Origin of the sequence: Rudanella lutea DSM 19387, assembly GCF_000383955.1 — a bacterium.
Classification (GTDB): domain Bacteria; phylum Bacteroidota; class Bacteroidia; order Cytophagales; family Spirosomataceae; genus Rudanella; species Rudanella lutea.
Genome location: NZ_KB913013.1, coordinates 43694 through 60700 on the forward strand (window position 1 = coordinate 43694; position 17007 = coordinate 60700).

A 17007-nucleotide genomic window follows, 5' to 3' on the forward strand; every position below is an offset into this window, starting at 1 on the left:
TTCCTGCTCGGTGATCTCATAGCGTCTCATGCCACAAAGATCGTAGGATTGGGTAAGTTTATCCTAATTGTCCACACACTCTAAAAGCGATAAACCAATAAATAAGAACTATTTCCTGACTTAACCTCCCGATGGACCGTTCTCTCGGAATAGCTGCACCCAACCCTTGAGGATAACCGGCGGAGCCGAGGGGTCCAGACCCCCAAACCGCACCGACACCTCGTAGTAGTACAGCCCCGAGGGCTGCTCCTGACCCGCGCTGTTGCGCCCATCCCACCGAATCTGCGGGTCGGTGGTACTGAACACCCGACCCCCCCAGCGGTTGTAGATCACCGTCTCTACCGACACCACAAACAACGAGCAACTGCCCGGCTGCCAGAGGTCGTTACGCCCATCGTTGTTGGGGGTGAACACATTGGGCAGCACAAACTGGGGGCACACATCCTGACAAACCGTGTTGGAGGCTGGCCCCTCAATGCCGCGTCGGCTCACGGCCGTCACGTAGTAGCAGCCCGCTACGCTGGTCAGGCTCTCGTGGCGGAAGCTGGTGGTGGGCGTACTGGTGACCAGGCTGAAGCTCTGGGCGGGCCCGTTCAAGCGGCTGTAGTAGAGGTTATAGCGGGCGGCTGGCTCGCAGCTCTGCCCGCCAGAGGGGTACTGCCAGCGCAGGTTGTTGCTGAAGCTGGTCTGGTTGCAGAGGGCCTGCTGGGTGGCGGGGTCACAGGCGAGCGAGTCCAGGCTCAGGCGGGGTGCGCAGGGCCGGGTGGTGTCGAGGGGGCTGGCGCAGGCGATCTGGGAGTAGTTGAGCAGCAGCCCCCGCACAGCGGTGGTGGAGGTGTAGCGGCCCACCGTCAGCACGCGGTAGCAGTAGTTGGAATCGACCGAGAGCGACAGGCTCTGCACGCCGGCCAGGGTGGAATTGCCCGTGTCGGTGTAGCGGTAGGGCTGCCCCTGAACGGGTACACGGGCAACCTCGACGAGCGGTCCGGCCGTGCCGCGCCGGGATCGGAAGACGACGTGTGTCTGGTTGTCGTTAGACCAAGGGGTGTTGGTGGCCCAGGTGAGCTCAATCTGGCGCAGGGCGGGATTGAGGGAGAGCCGTGGGCTGGCGGCCGGTTCGGTGGCATCGACGCGGGTGAGTGTACCCTGGGGGGATGTCTGGAAGAAGTCGATGCGGTAGCGGTAGGCGTTGGCCTGGGTGTTGAGGCCCCGGTCGACAAAGAGGGTATCGGCCAGGCCGGGCAGGAGGCTGGAGGTGATGGCGGTGATCTGGGTGAAGTCGGTGCCGGTGAGTCCGGTGGCCCGGAAGACGCGGTACTGGAAGGGGGCGCCACCGTCGGCGGGGTTTAGTCCGATGGGCCGGGTCCAGCGGACGGTGATCTGTCCGCGCTGGGCGTCGGTAGAGTCGACGGTGACGTGGGTGATAAGGGGGGCCAGCAGGGGCAGGTCCACACACACGCCATCTGACACGACACTTTCCCCTCCGGCTGGCAACGCATAGCGGGCAACAATTCGGTAGCTATACTGCACGCCCCGGCGCAGGCCGGTGGTGTCGGTGAAGGTGTTGGTGCCGATGGGTACGGTGCCGACGAGGGCGTAGCCGGTGCTGGTCGACAGGCCGGTGGTACAGGTGCCTGATTGTAAGGGCGCGCACCCTTCCCGCCGGTACACCAGCATACGGGTACTGTCGGTAGAGGGGCTTGTGGGTGGAAGGCAGGTGTATGGGTTCCAGTTGAGTCGGATGGCGCGTCCGGTAGCGGTGGCCTGTGGGGTAGCGCGCAAGCCCTGTGGTCGGGGGCCAATAATGCGGATGCGGAAACTCTGCAAGGCCGCCAGCTGGGTGGCGGTTCGGCCGGGAAAATCGACCGCACGAACCAGTACATCGTATTCTTCCTGCCGGATGTGGGCACAGGCCGTTTGCCAACGTATTTGTCCATTGGCCGGGCTTGTTTGCGGTTGAGTGACCGAAATAAGCGTGGCAAAAGGTGCTGGTAGAATAGCTGGGTTGTAAAGAATACCCTCTGGGTTTCGGTTGAAAATACCGCCAAAAGCGGTCAGTTCCAGCCGTTGGCCGTCGGGGTCGGTGGCCCGGATAGGCACTTCGATCAGGCTACCCGCTTCGCGGCACAGGTCGGGAATGGGGTCGAGCAGGGGGCGGTTATTGCGTGAGTCACTCACGAAAATCTGCATGTCGCGGGTGATCTCGCCAATGAGCACCCCGTCGCGCCATTCTTCCACAATGAACGCAATATTGTACTGACCTGCCTGAGCCGGGGAGTCCCAACAGAGATCGCCGGTGCGGGCATTGATCGATAATGAGGCCGGACCTGTATTGGCTTCGTTGCGCGGATTAGGCCCGACGATTGAAGGGTCGCGGTAGCCGTTTATGTTGAAACCCCGGCAGATACCACCTGGATTGGCTTCCTGCGGCACGGCCATGCGGTAAGCCAGGCTGTCGCCGTCGCTATCGAAGGCGGCTGGGTTGTGGCAAAACCGCTGTCCGATGCGGGCCGAATCGAGGGGAGGGTTGAGCAGAACGGGCGTTGAGTTTAGGCCCAGACCGGCATTGACCTGAATGGTAGTCCGAATCCAGAACGGTATATCCTGCGAGGGTTGTCGCAGGTTGATTGTCTGGTCGTTGCGGTTGATGATGATCGCCGAAATCTGGTACACGCCCGGTCCCTGGTAGGTGTACTCAAACTGGTAAATATTGACCGACGTATTGGGGTTGATGTTGCGCCGGGAGACACGCCGAACATTGAGGGTGGTGCCATCGCCGAGACAAAAGGCAACCTCGTTAGCATCGTCGGCTGCCAGTCGGCCGTTGCGTTCATCGAAGTAAGCCGTGAGAGTAATCTGGAACCGCAGCGAACTGCCGGGGATTCGACGGGTCGTGATTTCGCCCGCCCGTACGTGGGTGGCGTATGTCCATGTAGGGGCCAGCAACAGCAGTAACCCGAATCCTATCCAAAATGTATAACGTGTGAGCATAGAAGAAAACCGACTGGTATTCTTCTAACGGCAGGGCAATAAAAAGTGTATGTGGGGGCGGGAAAAAGGGAAAGGGAGGACGGAGAAGGGGGTAGTTCTCCCTTCTCCGTCCTCCCTTTCCTCCTTTAATACAACACCCACGTGTCTTTGCCGCCACCCCCTTGCGAGGAGTTGACCACCAGCGAGCCTTTGCGAAGGGCTACGCGGGTGAGACCGCCGGGAATCACGTTGATGTCTTCGCCGTAGAGGATATACGGGCGAAGGTCCACGTGACGCCCTTCGGCTCCGTTGCCAACCAGACACGGTACCCGCGACAGGGAGATGGTCGGCTGGGCAATGTAGTTGCGCGGGTTTTCGCGGATTTTCCGGCGGAAGAGGTCATGATCCTCAGTCGTAGCTTTGGGTCCAATCAACATCCCGTAGCCACCCGCTTCGTTGGCCTCTTTCACCACCAGCTGGGCAATGTTGTCGAGGACGTATTCACAGTCTTCGGTTTCGCCACAGATGTATGTCCGCACGTTCGGGATAATCGGGTCTTCGCCCAGATAGTACTTTACAATGCGGGGTACGTAGGCATAAATCACCTTGTCGTCGGCTACGCCGGTGCCGGGGGCATTGGCAAGGGCTACCCGACCTTTTTTGTACACATCGAACAGGCCGGGCACCCCAATCAGCGACTCCGGGTTGAAGGTTTGCGGGTCGAGGAACGTATCGTCGATTCGGCGGTAAATCACGTCGACAATCTGAAATCCTTTGGTTGTACGCATTTTCACGTAGCCGCCCGATACCACCAGGTCGCGGGCATCAACCAGCTCAACGCCCATTTGCTGGGCCAGGTACGAATGCTCAAAATAGGCCGAGTTGTAAATGCCCGGCGTCAGTACCACCACGGTTGGGTCGGGTCGGTCGGCAATGAACTGAAGCATCTGAAGCAGGCGGGTTGGGTAGTCCGATACCGGCCGTACGCCCGTGCGGGCCAGCACTTCGGGGAAGGTTTGCTTACTCAGCTCCCGGTTTTCGAGCATGTACGACACCCCCGATGGGCACCGGAGGTTGTCTTCCAAAACCATGTACTGCCCGTCGTCGCCCCGAATCAGGTCGGTGCCGGTAATATGGCACCAGATGTCTTTGGGTGGGCGCAGGCCGATGCAGGGTTGCAGAAAACACTTGCTCGACTCGATGAGGTCGCGGGGGACCACACCGTCGTTCAGAATATGCTGATTGTTGTAAACGTCGTGAATAAACAGGTTAAGGGCCTTGATTCGCTGAATAAGCCCCTGTTCGAGCCGGGCCCACTCAGCCGCTTCGATAATCCGGGGGATAATGTCGATGGGCATGATCCGTTCTGTACCCTCGCCTTCGGAGTACACATTGAAGGTAATGCCCATGGCCATCAGAGCCCGTTCAGCCGCATGTTGGCGACTCACCAGATCTTCGCGACTGATTTGCTCCACCCGACGCCGAAACACTTCGTAGCCCGGCCGTACCTGCCCATCGGCGGTGAACATCTCATCGTAAAAATTCTCCAGGCCATAGTCCGAAAACGAGAAAGTCGTGGACTGCCCCTGGGTTTGAGTCATTGAGCCAAGTTGTTGCGATTGAAACTGCATGTATAAATCGTTGTTTGCCGAACAATATACGGTATGGTGAGCTATTGGCAAAATTTATAGGCTATGGTGGTGGGATTGAGCCAGTTGTTGTTAAAGCCAGTCGGCTTATTGGGCAAATCGCTTCAGGGCCTGATAGACGCGGTGGGTAGGTAGCCCCATGACCGTGTAAAACGAACCTTCGAGCCGGTCGATGCCCACCAAACCGATGAAGTCCTGCGCGCCGTATGACCCTGCCTTGTCGAATGGCGCACACGCGCGGATGTAATACCGGATTTCGTCGTCGGTGAGGGGCGCAAAAAAGACCGTCGTTTCGTCGGTAAACGATTCCATCCCCTCGGGCGAGAGCAAACACACCCCCGTACGCACCCGGTGACTCCGCCCGGCCAAACTCCGTACCATCCGAAAAGCCTCGGCTTCGTCGGCCGGCTTATTGAGCACCTCATTATCGAGTATAACCACGGTATCGGCGCACAAAACAAGCCGGTTGCCCAGGTCGGCCGTAAACCGCTCCGCTTTCTGGCGGGCCAGGTATTCGGCCACTTCATCCACGGGCATATCGGCCGGGAAATGTTCGTCGGTGGGGCGGGTTTCAATTGTGAATGCAAAGCCCGCGTCGGTCATAAGTTGTTTCCGGCGGGGCGACCCAGAGGCCAGTACAAGCGGATATTTGAGTGAAATCATGGTCTCAAAGATAGCGACATGGCGGAAACAGATTACCCATTGGGGCGGGTACTGTGCGCAGCCAGCCGAAAAAAACCGGGCCTAATTGTACTGCCTGGTTGTTCATGTTCCTATTTTACGCCCCCAAATTCAAACCCTCGTGCCGACGCCCCCCAACTCGCTCTCGAATACCCATCTGCTGGTAATTGTACTGGCTCAGTTTGCCGGCACCTCCCTGTGGTTTGCGGGCAATGCCATCCTGCCCGATATTCAGCCATTGCTCGGTTCGTCGTCGTTGAATGGCTGGATCACATCGGCCGTGCAACTAGGGTTTATAGTCGGCTCATTGCTCTACGCCCTGCTGGCTATCCCTGACCGCTACCCCACGGTGCGGGTGTTTCTGGTATCGGTGGTCTTGGCCGCCCTCTGTAACGCCTTGCTGTTGTTTGTCCCGTTGCAGTCAGTTTCAGTTTTGCTGAGCCGATTCGGTACTGGTTTTTTTCTGGCGGGCGTGTACCCCGTGGGCATGAAAATCGCGGCCGACTGGTTTCGGCCGGTGCTGGGTCGGGCTATGGGATTTCTGGTCGGTGCTCTGGTGCTTGGAACAGCCCTGCCACACCTGATTCGTGGGTTAGGGCAGTCTCTTTCGTTTCAGGCGGTGCTGCTGTCGGTAAGTGGGCTGGCTGTTGCGGGCGGTGTGGCATTGGTTCTGGTGGTCCCCTCAAAGCCCGTTCTGCTGGCGCGCCATCGGTTCAACCGGCGGGCTTTTGCCTTGCTCTGGCAACCCTCAGCCCTGCGGGCGTCGGTGTTGGGGTATGTCGGGCATATGTGGGAGCTGTATGCCGTATGGGCATTTTTGCCTACGGCTTTAACCATGTATGCCGGGATGCATCCGTCGGCGGCCATTAACCCATCCGTGTGGGCATTTGGTGGCATTGCAGCTGGGTTTCTGGGGTGTACGCTGGGTGGCATGGCTGCCGGGCGGCTGGGTAGTGGTCGGGTAGCCTTGGGGCAGTTGGCCGTGTCGGGCGGGTGCACGCTGCTGCTCCCGTTTATGATACAAACCCCTCCAGCTGTGTTTGCCCTCTACCTGCTCGTGTACGGTGCCACTATTGCCGGTGACTCTCCGCAGCTCAGTACGCTCGTTTCTATCCACGTACCCGCCGAAGTCCGGGGCAGTTTGATCACGCTCGTTACCTGTATCGGCTTCTCGATCACTATTGTTTCCATTCAGGCGCTGGCCGTTTTGCTCGACCGCACGGGGGGCTCTATCTGGTCATTCTGGCTCTTGGTGCCCGGCCCGGTTCTGGGCGTGTGGAGCTTGCGGACAGTTGCCAGAAAATAAGTATATTTCCCTTTTACATTCCAAAACGAATGACTATTCGAACGGCTACTCCTGCCGATGCCGAGTCTCTGGCTCGTGTATCAGCCATAACTATGCGCGAAGCGTTTGGGCCCCCTTTCAATCCGATGGCGTGGGTAGATGCGTACATTGAAGCATCGCTCACGGTGCCTCAGTTGGAACAAGAGCTTGCCGACCCTCGGTCTACGTTTTTTGTGGCCGAAGGGGCTGAAGGTGAGTTGATAGGCTTTGCCAAAGTGCGTAAGCAACGCCCCCCGCGCCGGATGCCCGAGCGGAATGCGCTGGAGATTCAGCGCATTTATCTGCTGCAGGCGCATACGGGGGGCGGCCGGGGCCGACAACTGATGGAACATTGCCTGCAGTTTGCACGAGCTCAAGGCTACAAGGCGGTGTTTCTGGGGGTTTGGGAGCGCAACGAACGCGCCCAACAGTTTTACAGTCATCTGGGTTTTAAACCTTTTGGGTGGCATTATTTCCAATTTGGGCCCGACCGGCAGCGTGACATTTGGATGCAAAAACCGTTATAAGTTCGTGAATAGCTATTACGCAGACAGACTTGATAGAAACCAATGGGCTTTTGTTCTGTTGGTCATTGTCTGTTTGTGTACTGGCGCGCAGGCACAAACGCCCGACTCCACCGATCGCCGTCGGCCCCCGGCCGATTCGCTGGCAACGGCCCGGTCAAGGATGATGGCCGACAGCATGCTTCAAAGCAATGATAGCTTGTTCTACACGCGGTTCAAGCAGAATATGTACAAACGACGGTTGACCCGACAGTTGTACGATGCCTTGTTCAGGGATGTGTACAACAGCCGGGGCCGTACTGGTGAGGTGAGCACGATTGATGCCAACCCGTTTGCCGAGTTTGAAGGGCGGGTGATTGGCACAATTCATATCCGGCGGCTCGATGTGTTCGGGCAGAGTGTGTACGACACGCTCCGGCAGTCGCGCAATTGGGTCGAACGAGTGGCGAGCCGCCTACACGCCAACACCCGCGAGGGCATTATCCGGCGTTCGTTTCTGCTCATCCGCGAGGGCGACCTTGTCGATCCTGATGTATTGAAAGATAACGAGCGGCTCCTCCGAACAACACCTATTTTCCACGATGCCCGGATTCTGGTGGTGCCCCGGCCCGGTAGCCGACAATTTGTGGATGTGTACGTGATCACGCAGGACGTCTGGTCGCTGCTGCCGGGTGGGGGATTTGGCGGGCTCAACAACTTTAGTGTGGAACTCGATCAACGTAACTTTCGGGGGGTGGCCCATCAGCTATATAACCGATTCAGCTACAATACCACCCGGCCGGGACAGAAAGTAGAGTATCAGGGTCGGTATGCCATTCCGTACGTAAATATTCTGGGGGTCCGCACGTTTCTGACGGCACAGGCTGACTTCATCTACCTGCGCGACATCAAGCAGATGTCGTTTAAACTATACCGGCCCTTTATCACCCCCGATACCAAATACGCGGGTTCGCTCGAACTGAATAACACCCGCCTGAACAGCCGCTATTTCGACGAGCGCGACAGTGCCCGGTTTGTGGGTCTCAACTACAACTTTCTGGATATCTGGATTGGGCGGGCCTTTCGGGTCAACTGGGGCGGCTCCGATGCACTTACCCGTAATCGGCTCGTGATTGCCGGGCGGGTCACCCGGTACGAATACCTCGACCGGCCCCCCGTCACGGCCGATAGCAACCAGTTGTATCAGAATAGCCGCACCGCTCTGTTCAGCGTGGGGTATTCGCAGCGCCGGTACGTGCGCGACGTGCTCATTTATGGCTTTGGGCGTACCGAAGACGTGCCGATCGGGAGTCTGGTTTCGTTTATAGGCGGAATCGACAATGCCGAATTGGGTGAGCGGCTCTATACGGGGTTCAATTTTTCTCGTGGGCAGTATTTACGCAACATCGGGTACCTCTACGGCTTAATGAATGTAGGTGGGTATTATCGGTCGGCCAAGGTAGAGCAGGGGGTGTTTTCGGTAATTGGCAATTATTTCAGCCCCTTGCACAAAACCACCTGGGGGAATATGCGCCATTTTCTGAACGTCCGGCTTACCTACGGAACCCAACGATTTAACAATGAATTTATCATGCTGAGCGGCCGGGAGGGAATCGGCATTAACAACGATGCTCTGCGCGGTACTAAACGGCTATTGATCGGGTACGAGAACGTTTTGTTTTCCAAACTCGACGTAGTCGGGTTCCGGGTAGCCATTGTTACCTTCGCCAACTTTGGGCTGATTAGCTACCCCAAACGTCTGTTAGTGCAGAGCCCTCTCTATCAGGGGTATGGAATCGGGTTTCGGTTCCGAAACGAAAACCTGGCCTTCAATAGTTTTCAGCTGCGGTTGGCCTATTACCCCAACATCCCCAACAACCGCAATGAGTTCCGGTACAACTTCGAGGGAATTACAGGCCTCCGTTTCCGTGATTTCGACATTGCGGCCCCCGAAATAGTGCCGTTTCGCTGAGTCATTGGTCAACTTTTTGCTTAAAATTGAGCAGGTGGGAACAAAAAATCTTTAGTTTAGTGTTGATACATTAAATGTAATAACATTATATTTGTGCCATCAACTCAATTAAACCACCTACCCCCGAACATGTCCATAGAAACAGACATCAGGCAGTCGGCATTTAGTTCGCCGTATCACCGGGTGGTGGTCAATGTGTTGTACAGCGGCAACTGGATCAACCATGAGCAAATGCGGATCCTGAAGCCGTTTGGTATCACGCAGCAGCAGTATAATGTATTGCGAATTCTGCGGGGGCGCTCTCCGCAGCCGGTGAAAGTAAATGAGATTACCGAGCGCATGCTCGATAAAATGTCGAATGCGTCGCGGCTGGTAGACAAACTCGTGGTGAAAAAACTGGTGGTACGGACTGAATGCCCAAGCGATCGGCGGGCCGTCGATATTGTGATCACGCAGAAGGGCCTCGACTTGCTACAGCGGATTGATACCCGGCAGCGTGAGTGGGAGGCCGAAATTCACCAACGCCTGACGTCTGAGGAAGCTACCGTGCTTAGTGGCCTGCTCGACCGGTTGCGCGGTTCAGAATAAAACAGCATCAACACCCCTTTAAATAATCAACATTACCAACCTACAAACAAATAAAACGTAAACAAGATGAAAACACGTCAATTCCTCGCTGGTCTGGTTGCAGTAGCCGTAGTGGCTGGTACCTCAGCTTTTGTTGGTCCTGTTAAGAAGGCCGCTACGTACAAAGTAGATACGCAGAAGAGCGTTCTGAACTGGGAAGGCAAAAAAGTAACGGGTCAGCACAACGGTGCCGTGAAGTTCAACGGTGGATCACTGATCGTAGACGGCAGCAAACTGACGGGCGGTACGTTTGAGTTCGATATGAACAGCATCACCTGCGCCGACCTGACCGACGCTGGCTACAACGCCAAGTTTATCGGCCACATGAAGTCGGAAGACTTCTTCAACACGGCGAAGTTCCCTACCTCGAAGTTTGTCATCACGAAGGTAACCCCTAAAGGTGGTAACAAATTCGACATCACCGGTAATATGACCATCAAGAACATCACCAATCCGGTGACGTTCCCCGCTACGGTGACTATGAACGGTAACAGCATTTCGGCTGAAGGCAAGGCGACCCTTGATCGGACGAAATATGATATCCGGTATGGTTCGAAGTCATTCTTCGAGAACATTGGCGACAAGGCTATCTACGACGATTTCGCCGTTGAAATCAAGATGGTCGCTTCGAAATAATTGGAGTTCCAGATTACCTACCTATGAGATACAACACGGCCCGGGCATATTGTCCGGGCCGTGTTGTATGTGGGTATTTATGATTATGGTTTCTGGTTCTTGGTTTTTAGTTAAGAGTTTAAGAGTGATGTTACCCAAAACCAAAAACCAAGAACCAAAAACCACAGACCCGTTAGTTATTTAATACCTGACGGCCTTGCTCCAGGGCTGCGGGCAGGCCGCTCGCATCGGAGCCCCCCGCTGTGGCAAAAAACGGCTGACCACCACCACCGCCTTTGATGTTGCGGGCGAGGTCTTTCACCACCTGACCGGCGTGTAACCCTTTGCCCTGAATCAGGCTGTCGGGCAGCATCACGGCCAACTGAGGTTTGCCATTGATGTCGGCACCGAGTACCAATGCCAGATTGTCGACTTTGGCTTTCAGGTCGTAGGCCAGTTGCTTTAGGGCGTCGGCCGACGGAACGGATACCTGCTCAACCAGCGTGCTGTAGCCTGATTCGGTGGTTTGCACTTTATTCAAAAGCTGCTCCTTCACCTGCTGCACCTTCTCGTTTTCGAGGGTCTCGATTTTTTTGAGGAGTGCGTTCCGTTCTTCCTGCAAAGCCTGAACGGCTTTTACCACGTCTTTGGGAGCCTTGAGTAGTTCTTTCAACTGATCCAGAACAGCACCTTGCTCGTTCAGCAGGGCCAGGGCACCTTCAGACGTTTTGGCTTCAATCCGTCGAACCCCCGTCGACACGGAACCTTCCGAGGTGAGTTTAAAGAGACCGATCTGACCCGTTGCCGGTACGTGGGTGCCTCCGCAAAGCTCGACCGAATAGTTGGGGTCGAAGGTAATGACCCGAACAAAGTCGCCGTATTTTTCCCCGAACAGAGCCATAGCGCCCAAGGCTTTTGCCTGCTCGATAGGTACATTCCGCTTTTCGTCGAGGGCGATATTTTCGCGGATTTTCGCGTTGACAATGGTCTCTACCTGCTCCAGTTCAGCATCGGTCATTTTCTGGAAATGGCTGAAGTCGAAGCGGAGGGCGTCGGGGCCAACGTACGAGCCTTTTTGCGCTACGTGCGTGCCCAGCACATCGCGCAGGGCCGCGTGCAGCAGGTGCGTAGCCGAGTGGTTGCTGCTGGTCAGTGTCCGGCGGCTCGCATCAACTTTGGCCGTGACTTGAGTGCTTCCATCAGCAATTAGTTGCTCAATTCGGCTGTCATTAGTGATCAGAATAGAAAGATCGTTTTCCTTCTTCGTGTCCAGAATCGGAATCGTAACCGGTTCACCTGTCCGTTGTTCGTTGCTGACTGTTAATTGGCCTGTATCGCCAATCTGACCACCCGATTCGGCGTAGAACGGTGTGGGGTCGATCACGATCTGGTACTGCGTACCTTGTTTGTTTTGCACCTTGCGGTACTTCACAATCTGTGCGGGTACTTCGGTTTGGTCGTACCCCACAAATTCGATTTTGTCAACTTCGTTCACGTCGATCCAGTCGCCGGCCGAGGTGGTGGCATCTTTCCGCGAGCGGGCTTTTTGCTCGGCCAGGGCTTTCTCGAAGCCAGCCTGATCAATGCTCAAGCCTTTTTCGCGGGCTACCAGCGCTGTAAGATCGGCGGGGAAACCGAAGGTGTCGTTTAGTTCAAAGACCGTCTCGCCGGGGATCTCAGACTTACCTTCGGTTGTCAGCTGACCGATAATCTGATCCAGCCGCGTGAGGCCGGTGCCGAGAGTGCGCAAAAACGCAATTTCTTCTTCCCGGATTACTGTGGCTACAAAATCCTGCTGGGCTTTCAGTTCGGGGAAAACACCGTCGAACTGATCGGCCAGAACCGGTACCAGCTTGGTCATAAACGGCTCCGTAAAGCCCAGATACGAGTAACCATAGCGGATAGCCCGACGCAGAATCCGCCGGATTACGTAACCCGCTTTGGCATTGCTAGGAACAAGCCCGTCGGCAATGGCAAATGACACCGCCCGGATGTGGTCGGCGATAACGCGCATGGCCACATCTGACTTATCCATTTTGCCGGTGTACGTGTGGCCCGAAAGCGTCTCAATCACGGCAATTGTACCCGTAAATACGTCGGTGTCGTAGTTCGACTGCTTGCCCTGAATAGCCATACACAGGCGCTCAAAGCCCATACCCGTGTCGACGTGCCGGGCGGGAAGTTCCTCCAGCGAGCCATCGGCCTTCCGGTTGAACTGCATAAATACGTTGTTCCAGATTTCGACTACCTGCGGGTGGTCGGCATTGACCAACTCACGACCGGGGGTTTGGGCTACCTCGTCGGCCGAGCGGAGATCGATATGAATTTCGGAGCAGGGACCGCATGGACCGGTGTCGCCCATTTCCCAGAAATTGTCTTTTTTGTTGCCGAGAATGATACGGCTTTCATCGCCCACAATGCCTTTCCAGATGTCCCACGACTCCTGATCGAACGGTACATTGTCTTTTTCATCCCCCTTAAACACCGACACGTAGATACGGTCTTTGGGTAGTTTATACACCTCCGTCAGCAGTTCCCACGACCAGGCTAAGGCTTCTTTTTTGAAGTAATCACCAAACGACCAGTTGCCGAGCATCTCGAACATGGTGTGGTGGTACGTGTCGAACCCGACATCTTCCAGGTCATTGTGTTTCCCCGAAACGCGGAGGCATTTTTGGGTGTCGGCTACGCGCTTGGACGGTGGAGTGCCGTTGCCGAGGAAAAAATCTTTAAACTGCGCCATGCCCGAGTTGTTGAACATCAGCGTCGGGTCGTTTTTAGCAACGAGTGGGGCCGAGGGAACAATCAGGTGGCGTTTGCTTTCAAAGAAGTCTAAAAACTGCTGGCGAATTTCACGGGAGGTCATGCAATCTTGTTGTTGTAATTCGGCAAATTTACGGGAAAAATGGGGAAGGGAACACAGATTGAACGGATTGGACAAATTAGAGCGGATTTTGTGATCCGTAGCTCCCTAAATCGGGTTCAATCTGTCCAACCTGTTCAATCCGCGTTCCCATCAAATCATGCAAACCCCAGGAAAGCTCTATTACACCATTAAAGAAGTGGCCGAACGGTTTGGGGTAAAAACCTCGAAACTGCGTTTTTATGAGCAGGAGTTTCCGACCCTAAAACCCAAAAAGAACAGCGCGGGCGACCGTGTTTACACGCAGGAAGATATTGACCACCTCGGTGAAATCTTCGAATTGGTTGAGGGTAAAGGGCTTAAGCTACCCGCTGCCCGGGCGTTTCTTAAACAGAAGAGCAGCCGGCTCGACGAGACTCGCCAGCACATTCAGAAGCTCGAAAATCTAAAGGCGTTTCTGATTCAGATGCGGGATGAGCTTTGATAAACCCGATGCGATTGGTGAAATTTACAACCCTTTCACGAGCGCCAGGACCAGATTGGCTGAATTACGGGCGGCTGTGGGGTAAAACGCCCGAATGTCGAGATGCGCTTCCGCATCGGCCCGGTCGCTCAGGCTCCGAATGACCAGCAATGGGGTTTTTAGTTGGTAACAGACCTGCGCTACGGCGGCCCCTTCCATTTCGGTAGCATCGGCATTATGCTCGGTGCGAAGCTGTTTCACTTTCGCGGCCGACGACACAAACTGATCGCCCGTAACAACGGTGCCCACCAGCACCCGTACCGGCCGTGTCGAAACCTGCCCGTTGGCGAGTGGAATGCCCTCAAACTTCACCTTGTCGGCCACCTTAATGGCGCGCTGCATCAAGCCCGAGTCAGCCGGGAAGTAGCGCGGATTGAGCACCTTCGTGAGCGGGTTGAGCGTTTGTGTGGTCGGGGTAGCCAGTTGATTCAGCGAGTTAAAATCGTGGTGAGCGGTTTGTCCTGCAATCACGATATCGCCCGGTTGGAGGTCTGGATTGGTTCCCCCGGCAATGCCGGTAAAAATGACGCGTGCCGGTTTGAAATAATGCAACAGTAGGGTGGTTGTCATGGCCGCGTTGACTTTGCCGATACCCGTTTCGGCCACCACGACGTTCTGATTGCCAATACGACCCGTGGTAAACTCTATGCCGCTGAGACTCATTGACTGAGGGTTACTCAGGTTTTGTTTGACCAGCGCAACCTCAGCCCCAAAGGCACCCAGTAGCGCCGTAATGGGTTGGCCAGTAGTGGGTTGAGCGTGAGCAGTCTGAGTAAGCATAAACAAAGCAGTCAGGAGCGTTTTGAAAAGCCGCATTGATTTGAAGTAGTAGTATGAAAGTATAAATCTCGCCATATTGATCGATAAATCGGCTTCGGATCGACTCAGGCTGAAACCGTGGCTTGAATCAATAGTCGCGTCGGCGTTTGCCAGTCGAGGGTAGCGGTAAATGCGTCGCTTCCGTTACCGACACTGTTTATCGGCTTCCTGGCGGGCCTGTTCGTCACCGGCCGAACGCCCTCGGGCCCAGGCCTCGCAGGCTTTAGCCCGGTTGCCCGTAAGCAGATACGCCCGGCCCAGATAGGTGTAAAGGCCGTCGACGGAGGCATCGAGCCGCTCGGCTTGTTGCAGGGCTGGCAGAGCCTCGGCCGGGTTGTTTTTGGCCAGATGGTAAAGACCCAGATTGCGGTGTGCCCACGCATTCTGATTGTCGCGCCGGATCGACTCCTGGAGCAGGGGCAGGGCTTCGTCGGGGCGCTTAAGCATCAGCAGCAGATAGGCTTTGTTATTGAGGTAATACGGTTGACCCGTTTGGGCCGTCAGGGCCCGCTCAACCAGCGTCAGCGCTTCAGCGTACCGCCCCTCGCGTGCCAGCAACAGGCTTTGGTTGTTCAGGGCTTCGGGCTGATTAGGGTTCAGCTTGAGGGCTGCCGTGAGATCCGCCCTGGCGGCTTCGTACTGTTTCTGGTTGAAAAACAGAGCGCCCCGGTTGGTGAGGGCTTCGGTATTGCGTGGGTCGAGCCGAATGGCCCGGTCGTAAGCGGCTTGCGCCAGGGAGAGGTTGTTGAGCCGCGTGTAGGTATCGCCCAGGCGGGTCTGGAAAAAGGTGGAGTCGCGGTAGGTCTTTTCGATTTGTTGCAGGTCGGCCAGGCTACCGCTGGGGTCGCCGGTTTCGAGCCGTACCTCCGCCCGGTTGAAGTAAGCCGCTTCAAACTTGGGGTCGGTTTGGATAGCCTTCGTATAATCGGCGAGGGCCCCTTCGCGGTCGCCATTGCGGAATCGGGCGAGTCCCCGGTTGCTGTAGGCATCGGCAAAATCATCTTTTTTCTCAATCGCTTCGGTATAAAACCGAATGGCCTCGCGGTACTCGCGTTTTTGCAACTGCACGTTGCCCCGCAGAAAAAACTGAGCGGCCTCATCGGTTTTATCAGCGCACGAAACCAGCAGCAGCCCGAGCGAAAGCAGGATACCGGGTACGTGTAGCCGGAGCGCATACTTTTTGGAACTGAGGGGGCCGGGTCGGCGGGGGTTTATTACATTTGTTGCGTAAGCGGCACGCACGTGGTGTACCGGTTGCCTTTTATCGTTCTCCATTTTCCCTGGTTAGTATGCGTTATCTCAACGACATTCCGCACCCGCACTTTCGGATCGGGCTGTACGCCTGGAACAACAAGTATATCCTTAAAATTGAAGTAGGTCTGCTGGAGCAGACCTACAAAATTAGTGAAACCGACGTGCTCGACCCCGAACAACTGCCAAATTTGGTCGATGAGGCCTTTCTGGAAACCGTAGCCCGCCGGTTTGCCGAGATGGACACCGACTGGCGGGCTACGGCCGAGCGCCACGAATTCGATTAGAGCACCAGGAACTGGCTCAGGTAGTTACGCGCCGTCAGAATCGCCGTACGAACGTCTTCGGGGCTGCCTTCGTAAGCTTTATCTTCGACTTCGATACAGATTGGGCCCCGGTACCGAACATCAGTAAGAGCCGCGAAAAAGTCGCGCCAGCGCACATCACCCAGGCCGGGGAGTTTGGGCGAGTGGTATTCAAGCGGGTTCGCCATGATGCCAACCCGGTCCAGTTTGTCGCGGTACAGCTTTACGTCTTTCAGGTGGATGTGATGGAGCCGGTCGCGGTACTGGTAAATGGGTTTTACCTCATCCATAATCTGCCAGATCAGGTGGCTGGGATCGTAGTTAAGGCCCAGCGCCCGCGACGGGATAATCTCGAACATACGGTCCCAGATGGCGGGCGTAGTAGCGAGGTTTTTACCACCCGGCCACTCGTCGTCGGTAAACCACATCGGACAGTTTTCAATCCCGATTTTCACGTTATGTTCTTCGGCCACCTTCACAATGGCGGGCCAGTGCTCGGCGTACAGTTTCAGGTTGTCGGTAATACTGAGCGACGGGTTACGGCCAATAAACGTGTTGACCACCGGAATGCCCAGCCTGGCAGCCGCCCGGATTACCTGCTTGATGTGTTCGCGGTAGAATTCGGCCTGCTCGGGGTTGGGGTCGAGTGGGTTGGGGTAGTAGCCGAGTCCCGAGATCGACACGCCGTACTGCTCGGTCAGGTGATGGACCAGACCCGGATTGAGATTATTGACGTCGATATGCGTCACGCCCGCGTACCGTCGGGCGTCGGCGTTGCCGGTAGGCCAGCACATCACTTCAACGCATTTGAACTGGTGTTCGGAGGCAAATTTCAGCACGTTGGTTAGGTCGTAATCGGCCAGAATTGCTGAGACAAAGCCAAGGTGGAGCATAAGACAAGAGAT

14 protein-coding genes are annotated in these 17007 nt (G+C 56.0%); 7 read left to right on the forward strand and 7 right to left on the reverse strand.

Annotation, left to right across the window (positions count from 1 at the left end; translation table 11 throughout):
- Positions 1-120: 120 nt before the first annotated feature.
- The 3 genes from RUDLU_RS0100285 to RUDLU_RS0100295 form a co-directional block, all read right to left on the reverse strand.
- Entirely contained in the window at positions 121-2991 is a 2871-nt protein-coding gene (locus tag RUDLU_RS0100285; protein ID WP_027302624.1) for a T9SS C-terminal target domain-containing protein, read from the reverse strand.
- Positions 2992-3116: 125 nt separating this feature from the next.
- On the reverse strand, positions 3117-4601 hold the full coding sequence (locus RUDLU_RS0100290; protein WP_019986330.1) for a circularly permuted type 2 ATP-grasp protein: 1485 nt from the start codon (positions 4599-4601) through the stop codon (positions 3117-3119).
- 105 nt (positions 4602-4706) lie between these two features.
- Complete coding sequence (locus RUDLU_RS0100295) at positions 4707-5282, reverse strand: Maf family protein (RefSeq protein WP_019986331.1); 576 nt, start codon at positions 5280-5282, stop codon at positions 4707-4709.
- Positions 5283-5421: 139 nt separating this feature from the next.
- Here RUDLU_RS0100295 and RUDLU_RS0100300 point away from each other — a divergent pair, with 139 nt between their 5' ends.
- The 5 genes from RUDLU_RS0100300 to RUDLU_RS0100320 all read left to right on the forward strand — a co-directional run bounded on the left by RUDLU_RS0100300 (position 5422) and on the right by RUDLU_RS0100320 (position 10362).
- Positions 5422-6606: an MFS transporter gene (locus RUDLU_RS0100300; RefSeq protein ID WP_044129709.1), complete on the forward strand. Its 1185-nt coding sequence runs from the start codon at positions 5422-5424 to the stop codon at positions 6604-6606.
- Positions 6607-6635: 29 nt separating this feature from the next.
- Positions 6636-7151 carry a GNAT family N-acetyltransferase gene (locus RUDLU_RS0100305; RefSeq protein WP_019986333.1) on the forward strand — a complete coding sequence of 172 codons (516 nt, stop codon included), beginning with the start codon at positions 6636-6638 and terminating at the stop codon, positions 7149-7151.
- 4 nt (positions 7152-7155) lie between these two features.
- The gene (locus RUDLU_RS0100310; RefSeq protein ID WP_044129258.1) at positions 7156-9099 is read left to right on the forward strand and encodes a BamA/TamA family outer membrane protein; all 1944 of its coding nucleotides are present in this window, start codon (positions 7156-7158) and stop codon (positions 9097-9099) included.
- Between the two features lie 129 nt (positions 9100-9228).
- Positions 9229-9687 (forward strand): MarR family winged helix-turn-helix transcriptional regulator, encoded by a 459-nt coding sequence (locus RUDLU_RS0100315; RefSeq protein ID WP_019986335.1) that lies wholly within the window; start codon positions 9229-9231, stop codon positions 9685-9687.
- Positions 9688-9753: 66 nt separating this feature from the next.
- Positions 9754-10362 carry a YceI family protein gene (locus tag RUDLU_RS0100320; RefSeq protein WP_019986336.1) on the forward strand — a complete coding sequence of 203 codons (609 nt, stop codon included), beginning with the start codon at positions 9754-9756 and terminating at the stop codon, positions 10360-10362.
- 172 nt (positions 10363-10534) lie between these two features.
- Here RUDLU_RS0100320 and alaS read toward each other — a convergent pair whose 3' ends face one another.
- Positions 10535-13207, reverse strand: coding sequence for an alanine--tRNA ligase (alaS, locus tag RUDLU_RS0100325; protein ID WP_019986337.1), 2673 nt, complete (start codon positions 13205-13207; stop codon positions 10535-10537).
- 157 nt (positions 13208-13364) lie between these two features.
- Here alaS and RUDLU_RS0100330 point away from each other — a divergent pair, with 157 nt between their 5' ends.
- Positions 13365-13688 (forward strand): MerR family transcriptional regulator, encoded by a 324-nt coding sequence (locus RUDLU_RS0100330; protein WP_019986338.1) that lies wholly within the window; start codon positions 13365-13367, stop codon positions 13686-13688.
- A gap of 24 nt (positions 13689-13712) precedes the next feature.
- Here the strand turns inward: RUDLU_RS0100330 and RUDLU_RS0100335 are convergent, their stop codons facing one another.
- Both RUDLU_RS0100335 and RUDLU_RS0100340 read right to left on the reverse strand, forming a co-directional pair.
- Positions 13713-14543, reverse strand: coding sequence for a 5'-methylthioadenosine/adenosylhomocysteine nucleosidase (locus tag RUDLU_RS0100335; RefSeq protein ID WP_019986339.1), 831 nt, complete (start codon positions 14541-14543; stop codon positions 13713-13715).
- Positions 14544-14690: 147 nt separating this feature from the next.
- Entirely contained in the window at positions 14691-15821 is a 1131-nt protein-coding gene (locus RUDLU_RS0100340; RefSeq protein ID WP_019986340.1) for a tetratricopeptide repeat protein, read from the reverse strand.
- Between the two features lie 14 nt (positions 15822-15835).
- Here RUDLU_RS0100340 and RUDLU_RS0100345 point away from each other — a divergent pair, with 14 nt between their 5' ends.
- Positions 15836-16084, forward strand: a complete 249-nt coding sequence (locus RUDLU_RS0100345) for a hypothetical protein (RefSeq protein WP_019986341.1) — start codon at positions 15836-15838, stop codon at positions 16082-16084.
- Here the strand turns inward: RUDLU_RS0100345 and RUDLU_RS0100350 are convergent.
- Positions 16081-16995 (reverse strand): sugar phosphate isomerase/epimerase family protein, encoded by a 915-nt coding sequence (locus RUDLU_RS0100350; protein ID WP_019986342.1) that lies wholly within the window; start codon positions 16993-16995, stop codon positions 16081-16083. The two genes, RUDLU_RS0100345 and RUDLU_RS0100350, sit on opposite strands and share 4 nt — an antisense overlap.
- Positions 16996-17007 lie beyond the last annotated feature (12 nt).